Raw genomic sequence first — 19247 nt, forward strand, 5'->3', positions numbered from 1 at the left:
CGTTGGTACTTAATCGACTAGCGCTTATCTTTAAAAGTTACCACATAAATTACCACATAGCATTTTTGTATAAACCTAAACGATTTTTATCAAATTGCTGATAACATTCACATTCCGCTTATCATAATCGTTAAGCACATGGCTATAGTGCAGTTGCGTTGTTCTTGATGACCCGTGGCCAAGCCTTTTAGCTACGGACTCTAAATCCATGCCATTCGTCAATAGATATGTTGCGTGTGTATGGCGCAAGGAGTGTATGACGTACTTTTTGGGGTCGATGTTGCAACGTTTTAAGATTGTGTTTAGTCGCGCACCGCAGCCGCTTGGAGAAAAGGGTCGGTTGTAATAATTAGTTATTACTAAGCTGTCTTCTTCAAAAGGGATGCCCAATCTTAAACATTTTTTCTTTTGGTGTATTTTATACTTTTTAAGGAGATCAATAAGCTCGCCAGAAACTAAAATATCTCTTATGCTCGCTTTCGTCTTCGGTTTGCCAATACCGTAATCACCACGAGTCTTGCTGATGCTTATGTTGTTATTTTCAAAATATATATCATTCCACGTCAACGCTAGACATTCTCCCTTGCGCATACCGGTTAATTCCAAGATATAAAAAAATACTTTGGCATCTAAAGTCGTATTGTTAAGTTCGCGGTTAAAAACTTGCAAATCTTTTTCTGAGAAGGGTCGACGATCTATATTGATGTCAAAATGTATATTATTAAGTTTGTTTTTGTCTAAAAATTCATTTTCAACAGCAGCGTTCATCAAAGCCATAACTTTCTTGTGGTAAGATTGGATTGAAGTCGGTGCAAGGTGGAAGTTCTCTCTAAGCGGATTGATAAATAGAGAGACGTATTTAGCTTTGTTCAAGGACTTTAGATCTTGTTTCCCAAGTAGCGGAATTACGTATTTATTTACTATATTCATAGTCCCACGCCTTGTTGTTTCACGCCATTCTCCTTGCTTAGATTCCATCCATTGCGTTGCCCACTGTTGTACAGTCATTTTAGATGTATCCAGTTTTGTAAAATTTTGATTTGATATATCTAATTGAATTTTTAAAAGTGCGTGGTTAGCAGATTTTTCAGAATCGAACCCTCGTTTGCTGGCTTCTTTTCGTCGATGAAAATTATCGAAGTACGGGAATCGATACCCATATTTGGTACCTTTTTTAGACTCGTAAGAAAAGACATGATCATATTTTTTTGAATAATTTAATTTTGTCATTTTTCCTCCTTGTCCCAGTTATGATTATTAGTTAAAATAGAGTATACAAATAGCGTACCCTAAATAGGGGGCGTTATAGATAAGAGACACACCTTACTTCTTGGCGGGAGAGGGGTGTGCCTTTTTTGTTGCAAATCAGCCAGTGAGCCTTGCACTCACAGCCGGCTTTACCGGTGACTGAAATAATTCTAGTAATCTTCAAATGAAACATTACCACTATCACGACTCAGCGGTGTGATTCTAATTTCGAGAGTAGCGTCACGTTTAGCATTAAATGCGTTTGCGATGGTTGCTTCATATTTGGCGAACCAAACATTGCCGTCTTTTGTCCATGGTTGAATATTCCCTAAAATTGTGTGAATCTTGCTTCCCTTATAAGGGTACTTTTTAGAAAAAGTTTGATTTGCTAACTGAGTTAGAATTGCAGATTGTTCGTCTGTTGGTTTTTCATTCAGGCGAGTAATATCGCTAGCTTGTTCTGATTCAACTTTAGCCTTTTCTGATTCGGCTTTTTTTTGGCTTTCAGATGATTCTGACGCTGCTTTTCGTTGACTTTCAGAGGCTACAGCAGCGCGTGAGCTTTCTTGCGCTAAACTTTCTCTATTGGCCAAAAATTTCTTACTTGGTTTTACGTAAATAAGTTTGCTCTTTTTGGTGTTATCGTCGTAGTCTTTGCTGACTTCGAGTCGAAGGCTTTTCTTGCTGTTGCCTTTTAGGTTATATTCAAAAGAAAATTTCCCGTTAGAATCAGCAGCAGTTTGTTTGACATTATCGATATTAACGCCATAGTCTGGGGAAGTCTTACCAGAAATCGTCGCAACGCCTTTATCGTTAGTAACAAATGTTTCGTTTACTGTTAACTTAGTAGACTTGTTGTCCTTATTTGAGCCTGATCCAAATCCAATTAATAATAGTAGTAATGACAAAACACCGGTATAAATCCACCATTGCTTGAAAATAGGTGTTACAGAGCTTTTATCAGCTTTGTATTTTTGATAATACTTAACCCCAAAATAAATTGACACTCCCAAAAGAATGACCGCTCCAACGGTCATAGCTAAACTAATCACGATAATTGCGACTACAAGCCCGATGAAAAATTTCCAAATTTGTTTCATTTCAATCCTCCAGATATGATAGAATGTATTTGGACATAGTAATAATAGACAGGCCCTATTGAATCCCCACGATTCTTTAGGGCTTTTTTAATGCAATTATCTAGTTGGGAATCGCACCCAACCAAAGCCACTAGGCTAGACGGTAACCGTATAAACGACTACTTTCCCAATAATTCTAACGTCGCTCATTGAGTCGTATAAGTAATTAATAGGGCGGAACTCGCCGCTTGTGCTGTCGGGCGTGAATGTGACAATCTTATTTCTAGGATCATTGTAGAACCGTTTAACAGCCATTCCTGCGCCTTCTTGAAAAACGACGATATCGCCGTCACACAGTTCTGTAAAATCGCTGTATTTTTTAATTGCGATCAATGAACCGTCTGGAATGATTCTATTCATTGATTCACCATTGATGTAAGTGATGAATATATCTTTATCGCCAGCATATTTACCCATAATGACGTCTGAAAGGCCAATCGTTTCAACTTCATTAGCTGTGAATGGATCAACGTCATTGAGCACGCCAGCCGATAAACCAGCGTCGAAAAAGTTATAGTTAGATATCTTGTTAAAAGTTGCTTCTATTTGAGCTTCTTGACTAAGTAAAAGTTGGGATTTGTTAATTCTCCAGTGACTTGCTAATGATTCAATAGCACCAGCACGTGGCATCTTCTTGCCGTTTTCCCAATCGCTGATAGTAGATTGAGAAACTCCAATGATTTCAGCAAGCTCTTTTGAGGTTTCGTTGTTTAATGAGCGGTATTTTTTCATATTTTTACCAAACGTTAATTTCAAATCATCAGTCATGGTATTTGTTCTCGCTTCCTATATATGTCGATGAATTGATTATATCACTTTAAGCAATTTTGTAAATACATTATGCAACTTTCGTTAAACTTTAAGCGATATATTAGTTGCATTATCGCTTTAAACGATATATACTATGTTTATTGATTGAAAGGAGGTAAATAAATGCCTATTGAACAAATGATGACTTTAAAATCATTGCGAGTAAGAATCGGAATGACACAACAGGCTGTTGCTGAAAAGCTTGGCGTTGATAGACAAACTATTGGTCGTTGGGAAAAAGATAGCGGGTCAATGCCGGTTAAGTTTATGTATATTTTTTCAGAACTTTATAAGTATCCTATGGATCGAATTTTTTTTGGTAATTCAATCGCTTTAAGCGATAAAATTAAATAAGGAGGAAGCAAAATGAATAACTTAGTAATCATGAAAAACCAACAAGCGGTAACGAGTAGTTTACAAGTAGCAGAGGTGTTTGATAAGAATCATCAACATGTGCTACGAGATATCGACAACTTAAAAGAGGGTGTCCAAAATTGGACAGACCTATTCTACGAAGATGTTTATACACATCCCCAAAATAAACAACAATACAGAGTTATCTATATGAACAGAGATGGCTTCACATTATTGGCGATGGGCTTTACTGGAAAGAAGGCTCTGAGCTTTAAATTGAAATACATCGAAGCATTCAATCAGATGGAAAACAGCATCAAAACTCAATTGGAGTTACCAACGACGCCACAAGGAATTCTCAAACTCGTAATGCAAAACGTCGATGAGTCAAACCAGAAAGTAGAAGAGTTGGGCACTCGCCTAACGGATTTAGAATTAAACACGCCAGTTGCTCCAGGTGACTACAACTATATTTCTCGTCGCATTAGTCAACGGGTTCGTGAAGTTGGCAGAGGCTACGGCGAACTTACGCAGAAGCAACGTGGTGAACTGTTTAAAGACATCAACCAAGGGGTTAAACGGATTGCTGGGGTCGGATCACGTTCACAACTTCGTGAACGACACTATAAGGCAGTTGTCGAATTTATTAACGATTGGGAACCATCAACGGCAACGAAAACGTTAGTACGTCAAATGGCGCTTGAATTGGAGGGATAACCATGGAAACTGTGGAGGAGATGACGGAAAGAGTAATAACGGCGGAAGCCAAGAAAAGAATGGACGTTCTTTTCGAAAAGATATCCGCTCAATATATTCTGGTTGATACATCGACTTTAAAAAAGCAATTGTGTATGTCTGATTCATTTTTTGAGAAAAACATCGCAACTGATTTGCGGATCAAGCTAATCCAACATAGACGTACGGATGGGCGAACCATTTTTTACAAACCCGATGAAGTTAAACAAGTTATTTACCAGATTATTGATGAGTGGGAAGGTTGAAATGATGAACTGGGACGCATACAAACAACTAGCTGACCGATGGTATGAAGGCTACAAGCACAAGTTATATATCCAACAACAAAAGGAGAGAGATCATGAATAAACATATGTACATGGCAGTTGCGATTAGCTTAATGGCTGGGCTATATATCCCAAAGCCACTGCAATTGATTGTAACGCTCATGATTATTACCTCAATGGTAACTTACATGTTTACCAAGAGCGATGAATTTTTTGGCACAAAAAAAGCCGACAGTGCTGAAGACACTGACGACCAGGTTAAATAGTTTTGACGAACTAAATTAACCTCATTGTACCACGACAAATTAAAAAATGAAATGAGGTATTAATGATGAGCAAAAATACTGAACGTTTAAAACAAGCTGAATGGCACGCGCCCGAACCAGATGAACCTTCCAATGAAGAACCAGCCAACAAATATTTCTTTATAAAATTGGCGACTGGTGGTTATCAGCGTATCCAGTATAAGGACACTGAACAAGGCGCTCAATCAGCGTTAAAGGACTTACTAAGAGGCTATGAACTTCAAGACCTGTTAATGGCTGCTTGCGATTACACTGCACAAGATATTTTAGATCTATTCAATCCAACGGAGGTTTAAAAATGATAACTCAAAATTTAGAAACAACGCCAACACCAGAACTTAACAAGGCCCTTTACGCGACACAACAAGCGCTAATTCAACCAACAAAAAATAAAGAGGCCCACTACGGCAAGTATGCAGATTTAAGCGCCATTGACGCTGCAATCCGCAAGGCGATTAAAGAATCAGATTCGGGCATCAGCTTCTCGCAAGGCGTTGTTGATGACTCGAACGCTAATGGTAAAGTATCACACAAGATTTACACGGTTATCCGACATTCAAGCGGTGAAGAAAAAATATTGTACGGTGACTCGTTTCCTGACGATCCAAACATGCAAAAACAAGGCGCTAACGAAACATATGCTAAACGTACAAGCCTTTGCTTAGCCTTTGGGATTGTAGCCGATGACGATGACGACGGTCAGGGCGCTTCACTGCTAGACGCGTACAAGGATAAGCAAGATGAAATTCGCACCAAAACTAATAACTGGTTGACTGCTGAATTGGCTCAAATGGATAAAAAAAACGTTGACCAGTTGCGGTTAGTTTTGAAGTCGAAAGATAAAAAAGTATCAAATTTAACATACATGGAGTCCTTAACACTTGCTGGTGCCGTTCGCTACTTCAAGATGCAAAATGGTCAGATTGATTAGTTATGACGGTTTACGGCAAACTTGGTAAGTATTCAAAACACAAATTAGAAATTGAAACAGATGATGAGCTAGACATCTATAAGATTAGCAAGTACGCCAATGGTCGTCAGGTGTCCGTCAGCGTTGAAATTGAAGACGGTAGACGTATTAGTCCTGACCAACGTAAGAAGACATACGCGCTGATTCATGACGTCTGTGACTACTTAGGCTATCCAGATGATGCAATGGAAGCATGGTTTAAATATCAGTTTATCCAGCATAAAGGCATTGAGTGGTTCAGCTTAAGCAACTGCAGCATGTCACTGGCAACGAGCTACTTAACGTTTATTTTAGATTTCTGTTTTGAAGAGGATATACCTTTCAGAACTAAGACATGGGACATGATCCCGACCGATTACCATTTAACACTGCAATGTTTGAAACATCGTAAGTGTGTCATCTGCGGTAAACGAGCACAGTTTGCGCATGTTAATGCGGTCGGTATGGGTGTTAATCGGAACAAGGTTGACCATACTAAACGATTCGTTATGCCGCTTTGCGTTAATCATCATACTGAGCAGCATAACAAAGGGATTAACTCATTTATTAATTATTATCACATCAAACCGGTTAAACCAGACTTAGAAACATTGAGAATATTAAAAGTCAGAGGCGACTACGAAGATAAGGAGGACTCAAATGGATCATAAGGAAGAGCCAAATTACTACGCGATAATTCCAGCAAACGTGCGATATGATAAGCGACTGATTCAAGGCGCTAAGTTGCTTTACGGTGAAATTACGGCGCTTAGCAACCAGAAAGGTTACTGCTGGGCAAGCAACAATTACTTTATGAAACTCTATAAAGTTAGCAGAAATACTGTCCAATCATGGCTCAAGTCACTTGAAGTTTGCGGCTATATAAGTAGAGAAGTTGTTTACAAGGAGGGTAGCCAAGAAATCGATACTAGGTATATCAGAATTTCGGGCTACCCTAGCCCAGAAAACTTGGCTACCCCTAGCCCTAAAAACGTTACAGATAATAATACATCTTTTAATACTACAGTTAATAATACAAATAATATAAAACCATTGTCGGGCAAACCCGACCCTATCCCTTATAAAAAAATCATTGACTATCTAAATGAAAAAACGGGTAGAACTTTTAGAAACGTTGAATCCAACAAAAAGTTAATAAAAGCAAGATGGCATGAAGGCTACCAACTGGATGACTTCAAGAAGGTTATTGACAATAAAGTGATTGATGCCAACGATTCTAAATCATATTTCGATGGGAAATTTCTTCAACCTAGCACGCTGTTTGGCAACAAGTTCGATCAATATCTAAACCAAACTAATGCGATTAAACAGAAAGGGGGCTCATATGGTGGAATTGAATTCTAGTATTGGCGCCAGCTTTAACCTGCTGCGGAAAGTAAAGGCATTGCCAGCATACTGTAGAATCCACACAGATTGCCGTTTGGTGCAATTAGAAGGGCATGAACCTTTCTGCCCCAAGTGTGCCAAGAAAAGCATTGACGAGCGTAATAACAACGTTGTGCTTGAAGGGACGTGGCGTAATTATCAGAGAGCCTTTCACGGCGTATTGCAGTGTGATTCTATCTTTGACGATTTCGAGTTGAAGAAGGCAACTTTTGATAATTATGAAACTGAGCCAAACACCGAGGCGGCCAGAAACTTGCTAAAAGCCAGACAGATTGCCGGGAAGTATCTAGACCGCGATTATAAGGCTAATACGATTATCACAGGCGTGCCAGGTGTCGGTAAGTCACATTTAGCCGTATCAATGCTAAAAGCCGTCAATGAAACGATACAGCCCGATGCTTCATGCTTGTTTGTATCAGTTAATGAACTAATGCGACTGATTAAAGCCTCGTTTGACTCCAAGGGAAGCGAATTTACCGAAGCTAGAATGGTTAAGCTACTGGGCAGTGTTAACTTGCTAGTACTTGACGATTTAGGAAGTGAAGCATCGTTTCAATCCAGTTCAAGGGAGGCAAGCGAGTGGGTTCAGCAAGTCCTGTTTGGTATTTTGAACAAACGCAATCGTACGATCATTACAACGAATTTAACAAGCGAGGAATTAGCAAAGATATACAATCCCAAGCTATTGAGCCGGATGTATAAGGGGATTGCTAAACAGAATGGGGTCATCAAGTTTACGAAAACGACTCCAGATAAAAGGATGGTTATTTTCTAATGTGCAAATTATGTAACGGCAAGAAAATTATCTATGTGAACCAAGGGTTTGGGACGACGGTTAAGCCGTGCCCACAATGCAATACCAATTATAGAAAGGCGCAGGGCTATGAAACTAGTAATAATGGGTGAGCCAGTTGCAGCTGGGCGACCTAGGTTCAGTAGCCGCGGTGGCTTTGCCAAAGCGTATGATCCCAAAAAGAGTCGGGATTATAAAAAAATGATTAAAAAGCAAGCCATGCAGCAGCTGCCAAGTGATTATGAACCATTTGCTTGCCCGATTGAGGTCGACATTAAGGTCTATCGGTCAATTCAGAAATCAGTTAGCAAGAAGGAATATGCTAGAAGGTTCTCAAATGAGGTTAGACCAACAGTTAAGCCTGACGCTGACAATTACATCAAAATCATTTTAGATGGCTTAAATGGGCTCGTATGGCTCGATGATAACCAGATAACGGATGTAGCAGCACACAAATATTATTCAGATAAACCGAGAGTGGAGGTTGAAGTTAATGGATCATAAAGATTTTACAGACGAACAACAGTTGTTCTATACCAACTTAGAAAAATCGGTGGAACTTGCAGGGAATGATTTTGCAACAGGATACAAGACACTTCTAGACATTATTTATTATCGTGTCAATAAAGAGTTGAGTAACGCATATGAAAACATGCCAGAAGAAGACAGACGAGCAGTTATAGCAGACTACTGCTTGCCATATTAGGGGGAATAGAAATGATTAACAGAGTAATTTTAATAGGACGATTGACAAAAGACCCAGAGCTTAAATATACGTCGTCAGGTGCAGCAATTGGCTCGTTTAGCTTAGCTGTTAACCGTCAGTTCACAAATTCCAATGGTGATCGTGAAGCGGACTTTATCAACTGTGTTATCTGGCGTAAGTCAGCGGAAAACTTCGCAAACTTCACTCACAAGGGTTCACTAGTCGGAATTGACGGACGTCTACAAACGAGAAACTATGAGAACCAGCAAGGCCAACGTGTTTATGTGACTGAGGTGGTCGTGGATAACTTTAGCTTGCTTGAAAAAAGAGCGTCCGATAATTCGAACGTAAATCAGACGCAACCCGGAAGCAATAAAACTAACAAGCCTGCTGATTCAGTCGCAAATAACGGGCAAGCGATTGATATTGCAGACGATGACTTACCATTCTAGGGGGTGACAGCATGAATTATGTAATAGTCGGTGTCAAATCGAAGGAAGTTCTGCATGAAGCGCCACATAAGTCAGAGTTGAATAATTGGCGTTTGCAAAACGATGTGAATGAACCAACAACGATCATCCTGAAGGGCAAGCTAGAACAAGCTTTAAAACCAGAATCGGTCGAAGAGCTGCGTAATAAGTATTATGCAGTTGATTATTGGCAACGTCAGCTTGATGAGACTACAAAGGCTTATCATGCACGCATTGCGGTCAAAACTAGACAGTTAATTGAGCAAGGTTATAAGCGTAACGATGTGATGGCTGAGTTAGGCATAAACACTGGGTTGCTCTCCAACGTTCAAACCGAATATGGCATTCTGTTCAAAAAGAGATCAACCAGCACAGTTGTGGAGAGACGCAAGAAGATGATCGAATTATTAAAGTCAGGTATGTCAAAACAAGATGTTGCCAAAGCCGTTGGACGGTCAGTTGACGCGGTGCAAGAGGCTGCTAAGGTATACGGTTTTAAAATCCCACGTCAAAGATCGCATTATTATGACATTCCACATCGCTTGATTAAAAATGGCGAGTCCATCGAATTTGAAAGCGCGAAGAAAACAGCGGAGTTTCTTAATATTTCAACATACAAATTGAAGTATGACATTGACAATGGGCGAGAGATTAAAGGCTATAAGGTTATTCGGTTAGAAAAGGTGGGCAAGGCTGATGACTGAATGTAAGTATTGCGATTGCGAAACGGTAGTAATTCGTGGTGTTTATTAAATGAGAAAGTTAGGGACTAATTTAAATGATTAAGATATTAGAATTGTTCGGCGGGATTGGTGCCCCAAGAAAAGCGCTGGTTAATTTAGGAATCGACTTTAAATCAATTGACTACGTCGAAATCGATGAAAAAGCAGTCCGGACTTACAATGCGCTTTTTGACAACGAGCAACGAGCGCAGAGTGTGGTTGATTACAACCTACGGCCAGACATCTTAATCCACGGTTCACCGTGCCAGGACTTTTCTCGCGCCGGTAAACGCCTGGGCGGGAATGACGAAGATAAAACGCGATCAAGTTTGATGTGGGAGACATTGCGGATCATTAAGAATCTAGGTATATGGAAACCGAAATTCGTTGTTTGGGAAAATGTTAAGGGTGTTCGTGATAAGGATATGGTCCACTCGTTTGAGAAGTATTTGAATAAAATGAACGAACTGGGTTACACAAGTAGTTTTCAAGTTTTAGATGCGCGTGACTTTGGGATTCCGCAAAAACGCGAACGATTATTTACAATTTCGAAATTAGACGGAGATCCATTTAATTTTGACCAGTTGGCACATAAACCGATGGCAAGCATTGCTAATTTTTTAGAAACGAACGTGGATGATAAATATATAATCACATCGCCTAGTATGTTGAACAAGATTGGGGATGATTCTAACGGTTCAAGTTTCGGTGGACGATTAAAACCAATTGATCAATACGCTTGGACCATCACTACTAAACAGAACCGTTGCCCAAATTCAGGAATCATTAGTATCGGAAATGGCCAGTATCGTTTACTAACTGAAAAAGAATGCTGGCGATTGATGGGTTTTGATGATGAGGATTACAACGCAGCGTTAAAGGCCAACCCAACACGCAAAGGCTGTACTAATGGCACAATGTACAAGCAATCAGGCAATAGCATTGTAGTTAACGTGTTGGAAGCAATATTTGAAGTGATTTTAGATGATTTAGAAACCAAAATAAAAAGACCATATTGGCAGTCGTTAGGAGAATTAGCATTTGAAGATTAATGCATAATCGTCAAACATGAACGAATAATCAAATGCAAGTGGTTGTTACATTATCCGTAATAACCAGTGGTTATTTCCAATTTGGAAACAACCACTAATCGAATTGTTGCAAAAAATGCAACTGTTGCTAAAATGGAAATAGTTCAGGTGAAAGATTATAGCTTTAGATATAAGTTTGAAAATCCGGAATTGTTGGAGGCGGGACTATGATTGCTGTGACTGCAACTGCAATAGTCGCAGTTACCGTACTTGCGATTGTTGCTATGCTTTTAGACCACTTGGAGGAACGTTAATGGACAACTATGAGCAACTCAAAGCTGATAATAAGCGGCTAAAGAAACGAAATGAATGGTTAGAACAAGCTAACTGCGATTTAAACAAAGAAATAGAAGCAGCTTACGAAAGAATTCATCAGCTTACAATTAAGATTGAAGAGATGTTTTAGGCACAAAAAAAGTCGCCCGGCAAGACGACTTCGCTGATGTACTGACTGACTAAATTATAACATAAAGGGGTAAACAGATGTATAAGATGGACGAGCTATTCCCACAAGTAGACGAAAAGAAAACCGTAGCTAAGGTTAAACACTTTTTAAAACACTCACTGCCCCAAATGCAAAGATATAGTCATAAGGACATCAGCGGTATCAAGTCACCTATTATCACAGACATGCCTAAGGGTGGTTCGGTGGGCAATCAAGCAGAAGAAACAATCACACAGCGCGTTTATGCTGGTCAAGTAATTAACAGTGTGGTTACGGCGTTAAAGAGCTGTGATGTGGTTAGTCGTAAGTTACTAATTGATGTTTACGTTTCAAGCTCTAAGACGCCTGACTATCTGGAAATGGAAGCATTAGGTTATGAAAAAACACGGTATCAGTTTTATAAGAACCGCGCTTGTTTACAGTTTGCCGACTCGTTCATGCTCGAAGACTTACACGTTTTCAAAAAGTGAACTTTTAGTGAACCAAATAACTTTAAATACGCGTTATAGTAGTATTATCGATAGTTGAGTAATGCTTATATGATTGAGTATCCTAGTAGCTTAATGGTAAAGCGGCGCGGAAGTGCACCTGCGGTCACGATTCGGGTTCGAGTCCCGGCTAGGATATTGGTCCGAGAAGCTAGCAAGTTTAAACCAAGACTATCTGGTCTAACCTCGGTTGAGATAGTTAAAAGCGTCGCAAAAACTTAACATTTGGATCACCTTTGTTTTGTTTAACGGCGTAATCCTAGTAGCTTAACGGTAAAGCATGCAAATCCTCCTTTAGGCGCAACTGGTAATCCACCGTTCGAGTCGGTGGCTAGGATATTGACAAATGTCAAGCCCACCACACCGTTAAATCGGCAGGTACGTCCTGATGTGGTGATTTTATTTATGGGTTATCAGTATTCTAGATCATGCTGATTATAAAACCCCAACCTATCGCAGTGGCGGAATAGGTAGACGCAATGAGCCGGCCGGGGTCGTCGGTAGTTGTGTGGTGCAAATCCACACCTGCGATATTAATAGTTAAGTCATAGCCAGTTGGTTATGGCTTTTTTAATGCATAAATTAAGGAGTGAGTTAGATGGACAACCAAAAGTTTATTAGCTATTGCAAAACAGCTGTAGTAAATAGAACCAATCTGCACGTGCTCAAAAACGGAGAAGATAAAATTGGTATCAACGATGTTTATGTAGTTTGGTTGGCAAAGGCGCTACAAAACAACAAGGCTTTATTAAGTACAACTCTTGATGACGGATTGTATTACGAAATCACGTTTAACGGAGATAAGACAGAATTGTACGTTGACACTTACAAGAAGCAGAGCAATGAAGCTCTTATTATCTAGGAGGTCAACATGTATTATATGAATCAAGGCAGCTACAAGAAAGAACCTGATTGGCAATCTAAAGCCGATGCTAGGTTAGAGAAGTGGCTTAAACAAAAGAAGGAAGAGAAACGTCGTTCAGATGAGCGGCGTATTTTTGTGCAAGAAAAAGGTGTCAAAGATGAAACTGATAAAAATTAAAGCCTATGAGTTCAGTGATGAGAAAGATGATGCGGTCGAATTGGGCGAAAAATGGGAATGTCTACTTAATCCCGATACCATCAGCTACATATCTGATGTAACTGAGCAGATTGCTAACCTTCCGGGTAAGTTTTATCAGATTCGGTTAACAAATGATGTTTGTTTAATAGTTAATACAGCTGAATTAGCAAACATCGGAATTGCCTGATTAGGTTTAATTGAATATAGGAGTGTGGTGATTATGTGATGGTTGACAAAAGTGTACAGAATGAGACTTTTTATGAATTGGATAAAGCGAAGCAAACAGCTATTATATTGCTGTTTGAAGATAAGTTGAGCGATGAACAGATTGCTAAGACTGTAAACCGATCTAGGACAACGTTATCTAATTGGAAAAAGGACAACAAATTTAAGCAAGCGCAGATAGAATATAGACGCGTTGCAATTGATAGTTATGTGCCAGACGCAATTAAAAGGCTTCACAAATTAGCAATAGGTGCTAAATCGGAAATGGTTAGCCTCCAAGCAGTCCAGAGCATATTATCCATGGCGGGCTTCGGTTCTGTTGACAGCTCACCAGAATTAGAACAAGCAAAGATAGAAAAAGCTAAAGCCGATGTACGTAAGACCAAAGCTGAGGCTGATATTAAGGAAGCTGAGGCTAAAGCTGTCGGGGATACGGATAGTAGCGGTATTACCTTAGAAATCATCAGAACGGATAGACGGGGGCAATCAGATGAAACTAAGAGTTAACTTAGATCAGATGATTAGTCCTCATTTTGATTATGTTCTTTATTCATCAGCACTTAACAAAGTGTTAAAAGGCGGTCGTGGTTCAACCAAGTCATCGGTTATCAGCTTACAAATAGTGCTCGACTTCTTACAAGATGAAAATGCGAATGCATTAATTATAAGGAAAGTCGCTAATACAATTGAGCTTTCTGTTTACGAACAAATCAAATGGGCTATTTATATGATAGGTGTACAGAGTCAGTTCGCTTTTACTAAATCACCGTATCGAATAACACATAAGCCTACGGGTACATCGTTTTATTTTAGCGGGTTAGATGACCCCGCAAAACTTAAATCAATGATCATTGCTAAAGGCTACATTTGTCAGCTGTGGTTTGAAGAATTAGCTGAGTTTAGCAGTTGGGAAGAAGTCGACACTGTTAGAGCTTCGTTTACGCGTAAGGTGCTGCCACCGGGCAAACACGTTGTTACTTACTATTCTTATAACCCACCTAAGAATCCTTATGACTGGATAAACGAGTGGGTAAGCCAAAAGATGGGAAAAGATAAGTGGTATGTTGACCATTCAACGTATCAAGACGTCACCTTGCCAGACATTCTAGCGGAGGATTACTTAGATGAAATCGAAACTGTTAAGCAGAATGATTACAATTACTATCAATGGATGTACAAAGGCAAAGTAATTGGATTAGGTAACTCAATCTATAACATGGATCTTTTTTTTGAAATTAACCAACTTCCGGATAATGATTACATTGCTCAACTTGCTTATTCAATCGACGTCGGGCATCAAACAAGCGCCACAACTTGTCTGTGTATTGGATTAACAGGGAAGAACAACGTTATTTTGCTAGATACTTATTACTACTCACCAGCAGGACAAACTAAAAAGAAGTCTCCGGGCGAACTCGCTAGAGACATTCATGACTTTATTGCTGATTCAGCTAGTGCATACCCAAATGCGCCGATTGTAAAAAGAACTATTGATTCGGCAGAAGGCGGTCTTAGAAATCAATATTACAGTGATTATGGGACGCGCCTACATGGTGTTAACAAGGCCATGCGTAAAGAAACAATGATTGATTACCCGCAAGAATTGCTAGCACAAGGGCGGGTTTTTATTTTGCGCAAAAAGACAAACGAAATTTTCATTACACAGCACCAACAGTATCGATGGGACGAAAAAACAATCGCAACTAGCGACCCTAAAGTTATTAAAGAAAACGATCATACTTGCGATGCGTTCCAGTATTTCTGCATTGACAACAAGCGGCTCTTAGGACTCAAAAAGTAGGTGAGTAAATGTTCGAAAAAATCAAAAATCTATTCAGGAAGGCAGGTGCAGAGCTAGGTATGGTAAATAGTTTAACGAAGATTGTAGACCACCCGAAAATTAACGTCGAGCAGTCAGAGTATGACAGGATTGCTAAATCATTGCAGTATTTTGAAGGCAAGTTCGACGATGTGAAGTATCACAACAGCGACCACGAGTTGAAGACGCGCCCTTACATGTCGATTAACATGATGAAAGTTGTTGCTAAGCGTATGGCTTCGCTACTTTATAACGAACAGTGTCGGATTATTGTTGGCAATGACGAAAAGTTCAAAGATGCTAATGAGTTTATTCAGCAAACATTTAGCGACAACGACTTCAACAAGAACTTTGAGCGCTATCTTGAGTCTGATTTAGCCTTGGGTGGATTAGTTATCCGACCTTACTTCGATGTTGGTCAAGGCAAGATTAAATTGTCATGGTGCCAGGCGCCGACTATTTATCCATTACGGAATAATACAAACGACGTGTCTGAAATCGCGATTGCTTCGGTTAATCAGATAATCGAAAATGACAAGGTCATCTATTACACACTGTTAGAGTTCCACGAATGGGTTAATGGCAACTATCAAATTACTAACGAACTTTACCGTTCGGAAGATAAGTCAATTGTTGGCATTCAAGTCCCGTTAACAAGCTACGAACCATATTCAGGGCTTGAACCTGTAGCAACTTTGGAAAATATTACACGCCCACAATTTGTCTATTTGAAACCGCAAGGGTTTAACAACCGCAACATTACCAGTCCTTTAGGCATTGGTGTATGCGACAACGCATTATCTACCTTGAAGCAGATTAACGACACCTTCGACCAATTCAACTGGGAAATCAAGATGGGTCAACGTCGTGTTGCTGTTCCGGAAGACTTAACAAGCTTAGGCATTGATGAACGCGGCATTAAGCAACCTAAACAAGTGTTTGATTCGAGCCAGAACGTGTTCATTAAAATGCGTGGTGATTCAGAAGACGGCTTCAAGATTACTGACTTAACTAGCGAGATTCGGTCACAGGCTTACATCGCAGCGTTAAACAACGCCTTACAAGTGCTAGAAATGCAAGTTGGTTTAACGGCTGGCACGTTCTCATTCGATGCTAAAGGTGGTTTAAAGACAGCTACCGAAGTTGTGAGTGAAAACAGCATGACTCAACAGACTCGTAGTAGTCAATTGACCATGGTTGATCGTGCAATTAAAGAGTTGATTATCAGCATTCTTGAACTCGCTAAGGCTTATGAAGCTTATAACGGTGACATTCCAACGATGGGCGACATTTCAGTTGATTTCGATGACGGCGTTGTTACTGATAAGCAACAACAACTAGACTTCTTTACGCAAGCTAAGTCAGCTGGTTTTGCGTCAACTAAACTGGCAATCAAGAAGGTGTTTGGTTACACCGACGACCAAGCGGAAGATTTGATTAAAGAAATTAATGCGGAAGTGCCAAACGAACCAGCCGTGACAAACGTCCCTAGTTTTGAAGATGGTGACGAATAATGAAACAGCTAGACATCTATTCTAGTCAGATTCAACGTGTTTATTTAGCTTTAGAAGATGAAATCATTAAGATGCTGATTAAGTGGCTCAACACTAAAGGCTTAGACGGTGATAATTTCAATGTTTATAGCTGGCATTTAGACCGACTGAACCAATTAGGTGCGTTGAATGGGGAAACCGCTAAGTTAGTGTCTAAAGCGACTAAGATTAGCAAGCCCCTCATTGAAAAGATGATTAAAGATTCAGGATATGACATTGCAGACGCGACTTCTAAGACGTTAAGTAATGGATTGGGCGTTGATAAGAAGCCAGTCAGCTCTAATGTCGATATGATTCTACGTAACATGCTAAAGCAGACGTTCCTAGACTTAGACAACTATGTCAATCAGACGCTTATTACGACTAATACAGGTCAAGGAATTGTTTCTAAGGCTTATCAGTCCATCTTAGAGAATATGGTGGCTAATGTTACCACAGGAACGACAACGGCTAAACAGGCGCTTAATAAGGCTATGTATAAGCTGGTGGACAGCGGGTTGGAATCTGGTTTGATTGACAAAGGTGGGCATCATTGGAGCATCGAGGCTTATACGCGTACCGTTTTAGATTCAACAAAGTATCGCGTTATGAATGAGACCAGAATGGAGCAGGCACACGAATATGACGTCCACACGTTCGTTATGAGCAGCCATGCGGCTAGTCGTGCAGCTTGTGCGCCTATTCAAGGCAAAGTGGTTAATGATGTCCCTACTAGCAGTCCTAAATACGATTCGCGTTACCCGTCAATCTACGACCACGGATATGGAGAACCAGCTGGTTGTTTCGGTATCAATTGCCATCACATGAAGTATCCGTTCATTCCGGGTGTAAATACTAATCATCAAAAGCAATATGATCCGATTGAAGCACAGGAGAATGGTAAGGTTCAACAGAAACAACGCCAACTTGAACGCGCGATTCGCAATAGTAAGCGTAAGTTGAACACTGCTAACGAATTGGGCGACCGAGAAGGCGCTGAGAGATTTAAATTGCTAATTAGAAAGCAACAAGGGGCTTTACGTCAGTTTGTTGGCGATAATGAGTTTCTGCATCGTGATTATTCAAGAGAAAAAGTAGTCAATTAACAACCCGACCTAGATACGTCGTTAAAAGGTCTATTTTTATGCAAACTTTCGTGTTCGTAGCACGTTAAAAATCAATGTAAAGGAGTTTTACGCATGAAACGTGAGGAATTAAAAGCACTAGGGTTGGAAGATTCAGCAATTGACAAGGTTATGGCCTTGCATGGCCAAACAGTTAACGGATTGAATGCTCAAATTAATACTTTGAACACTGAAAAGGAAACGTTGACCGAACAAGTTAGCCAATCAGCCAAGCAATTAGAAGATTTAAGCAAGGACAACGCAGATAACGCCGAGTTACAAGCTCAAATTAAACAGTTGCAAGACGATAAAGCTCAATTGGAATCTGACAGCCAAACTAAGTTGGTTGAAGTTCAAACGAATTATGCAATTGAATCAGCTTTAAAGGACGCGGGTGCTCGCGACGTCAAAGCTGTATTACCGTTCATTGACAAAGACACAATCAAGTTAGCAGACGGTAAGGTAACAGGCTTAGACGAACAATTAAAGACAGTTCAAGCGGATAAGGATTTCTTATTTCAACCAACAGAACCAGAAACAAAAAAACCAGCAATCGTTACGGGGCAAAATTCAAATCCCGGTGGCGGTCAAGGTGGTAATTCGATTCTTGAAACAATTCAAAATAATTTAACAAAGGGAGCTGAATAGTATGACAGTAGTATTAGATAGCAAGGATTTAGCAACACTCGACGAAGAATTTAAAGCAGATTCACAAGTTTGGGACGTATTAACGCAGGGGGCGAAGAGCATTACACCCGCTGATTTTGTCGGAGCAAACGAAGTCCGAATTAACAAAATGTCAGGGTTCATGGAAGCCACACAATATAAACGCAACGGGGACAACGCCCGTAATCAAATTAACATCGACAAAGAAACCGTTAAATTAACTCATGAAGACTGGTTCGGATATGATGTTGATCGCTTAGACCAATCAGAAAGTGCGGCTTTAACGATTAATAATATTGTTACCGAACACCGTCGGTTAATCAGTGTTCCACACCGCGATAAAGTCGCTATCCAAGCATTATTCGATAATGCAGGAAAAGAAGTTAAAGAAACAATTACGGCCGCTAACGTATTATCTGCTTATGACGCTGCAGAAGAATATATGACCGATAACGAAGTACCCGGTGGGTATGTGATGTTTGTTTCGGCTGCGTTCTATCGCTTGTTGAAGAATGCTGAAGGCGTGTCCAAAACATTCACAACTAATCAAGTGTCGATGAACGGCATTAATCGCACAGTTGCTCAATTGGACGGAGGCGTTCCAATCATTAAAGTTGCCAAAGATCGCTTAACTGGCGAAACAATTGAAGATTCAATTAATTTCATCATCACACCTTTAACGTCTATTGCACCAATCGTTAAGTATGGCACGGTCGACACAATCGGAGCCGACACAGACCGTTCAGGCTATCGCGACACAATCAAAGGTTTGGACTACTATGACGCAATCGTATTCGATAATGCCAAGAAGTCTATTTACAAATCTGTAGTCGGTGCGGCGTCAAAATAACAGCCCCAACGTTGTCGGC

Annotated in this window: 28 protein-coding genes and 1 pseudogene; 26 read left to right on the top strand and 3 right to left on the bottom strand. The window is 40.0% G+C overall.

Annotation, left to right across the window (positions count from 1 at the left end; genetic code table 11):
• Nucleotides 1–75 precede the first annotated feature (75 nt).
• The 3 genes from LCU_RS02270 to LCU_RS02280 form a co-directional block, all read right to left on the bottom strand.
• Nucleotides 76–1230 carry a tyrosine-type recombinase/integrase gene (locus tag LCU_RS02270; protein WP_056966229.1) on the bottom strand — a complete coding sequence of 385 codons (1155 nt, stop codon included), beginning with the start codon at nucleotides 1228–1230 and terminating at the stop codon, nucleotides 76–78.
• A gap of 188 nt (nucleotides 1231–1418) precedes the next feature.
• Nucleotides 1419–2348 carry a YPYG domain-containing protein gene (locus LCU_RS02275; RefSeq protein ID WP_056966228.1) on the bottom strand — a complete coding sequence of 310 codons (930 nt, stop codon included), beginning with the start codon at nucleotides 2346–2348 and terminating at the stop codon, nucleotides 1419–1421.
• A 135-nt stretch (nucleotides 2349–2483) separates the two neighbouring features.
• The gene (locus tag LCU_RS02280; RefSeq protein ID WP_056967171.1) at nucleotides 2484–3155 is read right to left on the bottom strand and encodes an XRE family transcriptional regulator; all 672 of its coding nucleotides are present in this window, start codon (nucleotides 3153–3155) and stop codon (nucleotides 2484–2486) included.
• Nucleotides 3156–3320: 165 nt separating this feature from the next.
• Between LCU_RS02280 and LCU_RS02285 the strand changes: the two genes are divergently transcribed.
• The 26 genes and pseudogenes from LCU_RS02285 (at nucleotide 3321) to LCU_RS02395 (ending at nucleotide 19228) form a co-directional block, all read left to right on the top strand.
• On the top strand, nucleotides 3321–3551 hold the full coding sequence (locus LCU_RS02285) for a helix-turn-helix transcriptional regulator (RefSeq protein WP_056967170.1): 231 nt from the start codon (nucleotides 3321–3323) through the stop codon (nucleotides 3549–3551).
• 12 nt (nucleotides 3552–3563) lie between these two features.
• Nucleotides 3564–4268, top strand: coding sequence for a Rha family transcriptional regulator (locus LCU_RS02290; protein WP_128486083.1), 705 nt, complete (start codon nucleotides 3564–3566; stop codon nucleotides 4266–4268).
• Nucleotides 4269–4270: 2 nt separating this feature from the next.
• On the top strand, nucleotides 4271–4552 hold the full coding sequence (locus tag LCU_RS02295) for a hypothetical protein (RefSeq protein WP_056966931.1): 282 nt from the start codon (nucleotides 4271–4273) through the stop codon (nucleotides 4550–4552).
• Nucleotides 4553–4647: 95 nt separating this feature from the next.
• Nucleotides 4648–4839, top strand: a complete 192-nt coding sequence (locus LCU_RS02300) for a hypothetical protein (protein ID WP_056966932.1) — start codon at nucleotides 4648–4650, stop codon at nucleotides 4837–4839.
• A gap of 62 nt (nucleotides 4840–4901) precedes the next feature.
• Nucleotides 4902–5174 (top strand): hypothetical protein, encoded by a 273-nt coding sequence (locus LCU_RS02305; protein WP_128486084.1) that lies wholly within the window; start codon nucleotides 4902–4904, stop codon nucleotides 5172–5174.
• A 2-nt stretch (nucleotides 5175–5176) separates the two neighbouring features.
• Entirely contained in the window at nucleotides 5177–5809 is a 633-nt protein-coding gene (locus tag LCU_RS02310; protein WP_056966934.1) for an ERF family protein, read from the top strand.
• 2 nt (nucleotides 5810–5811) lie between these two features.
• Entirely contained in the window at nucleotides 5812–6498 is a 687-nt protein-coding gene (locus LCU_RS02315) for a putative HNHc nuclease (RefSeq protein ID WP_054644666.1), read from the top strand.
• Entirely contained in the window at nucleotides 6488–7192 is a 705-nt protein-coding gene (locus tag LCU_RS02320) for a conserved phage C-terminal domain-containing protein (RefSeq protein ID WP_056966936.1), read from the top strand. The genes LCU_RS02315 and LCU_RS02320 overlap by 11 nt, the downstream gene beginning before the upstream one ends.
• Entirely contained in the window at nucleotides 7173–8009 is an 837-nt protein-coding gene (locus LCU_RS02325) for an ATP-binding protein (RefSeq protein ID WP_054644663.1), read from the top strand. The genes LCU_RS02320 and LCU_RS02325 overlap by 20 nt, the downstream gene beginning before the upstream one ends.
• A 108-nt stretch (nucleotides 8010–8117) precedes the next feature.
• Complete coding sequence (locus LCU_RS02330; RefSeq protein ID WP_056966938.1) at nucleotides 8118–8531, top strand: RusA family crossover junction endodeoxyribonuclease; 414 nt, start codon at nucleotides 8118–8120, stop codon at nucleotides 8529–8531.
• Entirely contained in the window at nucleotides 8521–8733 is a 213-nt protein-coding gene (locus LCU_RS02335; RefSeq protein WP_054644662.1) for a hypothetical protein, read from the top strand. The genes LCU_RS02330 and LCU_RS02335 overlap by 11 nt, the downstream gene beginning before the upstream one ends.
• 11 nt (nucleotides 8734–8744) lie before the next feature.
• Nucleotides 8745–9185, top strand: coding sequence for a single-stranded DNA-binding protein (gene ssb, locus LCU_RS02340; protein ID WP_056966940.1), 441 nt, complete (start codon nucleotides 8745–8747; stop codon nucleotides 9183–9185).
• An 11-nt stretch (nucleotides 9186–9196) separates the two neighbouring features.
• The gene (locus LCU_RS02345; protein WP_054644661.1) at nucleotides 9197–9907 is read left to right on the top strand and encodes a hypothetical protein; all 711 of its coding nucleotides are present in this window, start codon (nucleotides 9197–9199) and stop codon (nucleotides 9905–9907) included.
• A gap of 74 nt (nucleotides 9908–9981) precedes the next feature.
• Nucleotides 9982–10977, top strand: coding sequence for a DNA cytosine methyltransferase (locus LCU_RS02350; protein ID WP_056967173.1), 996 nt, complete (start codon nucleotides 9982–9984; stop codon nucleotides 10975–10977).
• A gap of 292 nt (nucleotides 10978–11269) precedes the next feature.
• The gene (locus LCU_RS09880; RefSeq protein ID WP_164905613.1) at nucleotides 11270–11422 is read left to right on the top strand and encodes a hypothetical protein; all 153 of its coding nucleotides are present in this window, start codon (nucleotides 11270–11272) and stop codon (nucleotides 11420–11422) included.
• 77 nt (nucleotides 11423–11499) lie between these two features.
• Nucleotides 11500–11931: an ArpU family phage packaging/lysis transcriptional regulator gene (locus tag LCU_RS02355; protein ID WP_056967183.1), complete on the top strand. Its 432-nt coding sequence runs from the start codon at nucleotides 11500–11502 to the stop codon at nucleotides 11929–11931.
• A gap of 79 nt (nucleotides 11932–12010) precedes the next feature.
• Nucleotides 12011–12087: pseudogene (locus LCU_RS09885) on the top strand.
• 460 nt (nucleotides 12088–12547) lie between these two features.
• The gene (locus LCU_RS02360) at nucleotides 12548–12811 is read left to right on the top strand and encodes a DUF6275 family protein (RefSeq protein ID WP_054644737.1); all 264 of its coding nucleotides are present in this window, start codon (nucleotides 12548–12550) and stop codon (nucleotides 12809–12811) included.
• Between the two features lie 9 nt (nucleotides 12812–12820).
• Nucleotides 12821–12991 (top strand): hypothetical protein, encoded by a 171-nt coding sequence (locus LCU_RS09890; RefSeq protein ID WP_164905614.1) that lies wholly within the window; start codon nucleotides 12821–12823, stop codon nucleotides 12989–12991.
• Nucleotides 12972–13199 carry a hypothetical protein gene (locus LCU_RS02365; RefSeq protein ID WP_054644596.1) on the top strand — a complete coding sequence of 76 codons (228 nt, stop codon included), beginning with the start codon at nucleotides 12972–12974 and terminating at the stop codon, nucleotides 13197–13199. Before LCU_RS09890 ends, LCU_RS02365 begins: the two co-directional genes overlap by 20 nt.
• A 38-nt stretch (nucleotides 13200–13237) precedes the next feature.
• Nucleotides 13238–13744: a phBC6A51 family helix-turn-helix protein gene (locus LCU_RS02370; RefSeq protein ID WP_054644595.1), complete on the top strand. Its 507-nt coding sequence runs from the start codon at nucleotides 13238–13240 to the stop codon at nucleotides 13742–13744.
• A complete protein-coding gene (locus LCU_RS02375) occupies nucleotides 13728–15038 on the top strand; it encodes a PBSX family phage terminase large subunit (protein WP_056966408.1) in 1311 nt (436 codons plus the stop codon). The genes LCU_RS02370 and LCU_RS02375 overlap by 17 nt, the downstream gene beginning before the upstream one ends.
• 59 nt (nucleotides 15039–15097) lie before the next feature.
• Nucleotides 15098–16570, top strand: a complete 1473-nt coding sequence (locus LCU_RS02380) for a phage portal protein (protein ID WP_054644594.1) — start codon at nucleotides 15098–15100, stop codon at nucleotides 16568–16570.
• Entirely contained in the window at nucleotides 16570–17694 is a 1125-nt protein-coding gene (locus LCU_RS02385; protein WP_054644593.1) for a phage minor capsid protein, read from the top strand. The genes LCU_RS02380 and LCU_RS02385 overlap by 1 nt, the downstream gene beginning before the upstream one ends.
• A gap of 93 nt (nucleotides 17695–17787) precedes the next feature.
• Nucleotides 17788–18360 carry a phage scaffolding protein gene (locus tag LCU_RS02390; protein WP_056966405.1) on the top strand — a complete coding sequence of 191 codons (573 nt, stop codon included), beginning with the start codon at nucleotides 17788–17790 and terminating at the stop codon, nucleotides 18358–18360.
• A gap of 1 nt (nucleotide 18361) precedes the next feature.
• Nucleotides 18362–19228 carry a hypothetical protein gene (locus LCU_RS02395; protein WP_056966403.1) on the top strand — a complete coding sequence of 289 codons (867 nt, stop codon included), beginning with the start codon at nucleotides 18362–18364 and terminating at the stop codon, nucleotides 19226–19228.
• Nucleotides 19229–19247: the final 19 nt, after the last annotated feature.

The organism is Latilactobacillus curvatus JCM 1096 = DSM 20019 (assembly GCF_004101845.1).
In the GTDB taxonomy this organism is placed as follows: Bacteria; Bacillota; Bacilli; order Lactobacillales; family Lactobacillaceae; genus Latilactobacillus; species Latilactobacillus curvatus.

Coding starts and splice junctions, on each gene's coding strand:
- LCU_RS02395 (WP_056966403.1), top strand. CDS start 18,362: ATGACAGTAGTATTAGATAGCAAGGATTTAGCAACACTCGACGAAGAA.
- LCU_RS02375 (WP_056966408.1), top strand. CDS start 13,728: ATGAAACTAAGAGTTAACTTAGATCAGATGATTAGTCCTCATTTTGAT.
- LCU_RS02350 (WP_056967173.1), top strand. CDS start 9,982: ATGATTAAGATATTAGAATTGTTCGGCGGGATTGGTGCCCCAAGAAAA.
- LCU_RS02310 (WP_056966934.1), top strand. CDS start 5,177: ATGATAACTCAAAATTTAGAAACAACGCCAACACCAGAACTTAACAAG.
- LCU_RS02270 (WP_056966229.1), bottom strand. CDS start 1,230: ATGACAAAATTAAATTATTCAAAAAAATATGATCATGTCTTTTCTTAC.
- LCU_RS02305 (WP_128486084.1), top strand. CDS start 4,902: ATGATGAGCAAAAATACTGAACGTTTAAAACAAGCTGAATGGCACGCG.
- LCU_RS02320 (WP_056966936.1), top strand. CDS start 6,488: ATGGATCATAAGGAAGAGCCAAATTACTACGCGATAATTCCAGCAAAC.
- LCU_RS02300 (WP_056966932.1), top strand. CDS start 4,648: ATGAATAAACATATGTACATGGCAGTTGCGATTAGCTTAATGGCTGGG.
- LCU_RS02370 (WP_054644595.1), top strand. CDS start 13,238: ATGGTTGACAAAAGTGTACAGAATGAGACTTTTTATGAATTGGATAAA.
- LCU_RS02285 (WP_056967170.1), top strand. CDS start 3,321: ATGCCTATTGAACAAATGATGACTTTAAAATCATTGCGAGTAAGAATC.
- LCU_RS02280 (WP_056967171.1), bottom strand. CDS start 3,155: ATGACTGATGATTTGAAATTAACGTTTGGTAAAAATATGAAAAAATAC.
- LCU_RS02330 (WP_056966938.1), top strand. CDS start 8,118: ATGAAACTAGTAATAATGGGTGAGCCAGTTGCAGCTGGGCGACCTAGG.
- LCU_RS02355 (WP_056967183.1), top strand. CDS start 11,500: ATGTATAAGATGGACGAGCTATTCCCACAAGTAGACGAAAAGAAAACC.
- ssb (WP_056966940.1), top strand. CDS start 8,745: ATGATTAACAGAGTAATTTTAATAGGACGATTGACAAAAGACCCAGAG.
- LCU_RS02385 (WP_054644593.1), top strand. CDS start 16,570: ATGAAACAGCTAGACATCTATTCTAGTCAGATTCAACGTGTTTATTTA.
- LCU_RS02380 (WP_054644594.1), top strand. CDS start 15,098: ATGGTAAATAGTTTAACGAAGATTGTAGACCACCCGAAAATTAACGTC.
- LCU_RS09890 (WP_164905614.1), top strand. CDS start 12,821: ATGTATTATATGAATCAAGGCAGCTACAAGAAAGAACCTGATTGGCAA.
- LCU_RS02360 (WP_054644737.1), top strand. CDS start 12,548: ATGGACAACCAAAAGTTTATTAGCTATTGCAAAACAGCTGTAGTAAAT.
- LCU_RS02315 (WP_054644666.1), top strand. CDS start 5,812: ATGACGGTTTACGGCAAACTTGGTAAGTATTCAAAACACAAATTAGAA.
- LCU_RS02290 (WP_128486083.1), top strand. CDS start 3,564: ATGAATAACTTAGTAATCATGAAAAACCAACAAGCGGTAACGAGTAGT.
- LCU_RS02295 (WP_056966931.1), top strand. CDS start 4,271: ATGGAAACTGTGGAGGAGATGACGGAAAGAGTAATAACGGCGGAAGCC.
- LCU_RS02365 (WP_054644596.1), top strand. CDS start 12,972: ATGAAACTGATAAAAATTAAAGCCTATGAGTTCAGTGATGAGAAAGAT.
- LCU_RS02390 (WP_056966405.1), top strand. CDS start 17,788: ATGAAACGTGAGGAATTAAAAGCACTAGGGTTGGAAGATTCAGCAATT.
- LCU_RS02335 (WP_054644662.1), top strand. CDS start 8,521: ATGGATCATAAAGATTTTACAGACGAACAACAGTTGTTCTATACCAAC.
- LCU_RS02275 (WP_056966228.1), bottom strand. CDS start 2,348: ATGAAACAAATTTGGAAATTTTTCATCGGGCTTGTAGTCGCAATTATC.
- LCU_RS02325 (WP_054644663.1), top strand. CDS start 7,173: ATGGTGGAATTGAATTCTAGTATTGGCGCCAGCTTTAACCTGCTGCGG.
- LCU_RS09880 (WP_164905613.1), top strand. CDS start 11,270: ATGGACAACTATGAGCAACTCAAAGCTGATAATAAGCGGCTAAAGAAA.
- LCU_RS02345 (WP_054644661.1), top strand. CDS start 9,197: ATGAATTATGTAATAGTCGGTGTCAAATCGAAGGAAGTTCTGCATGAA.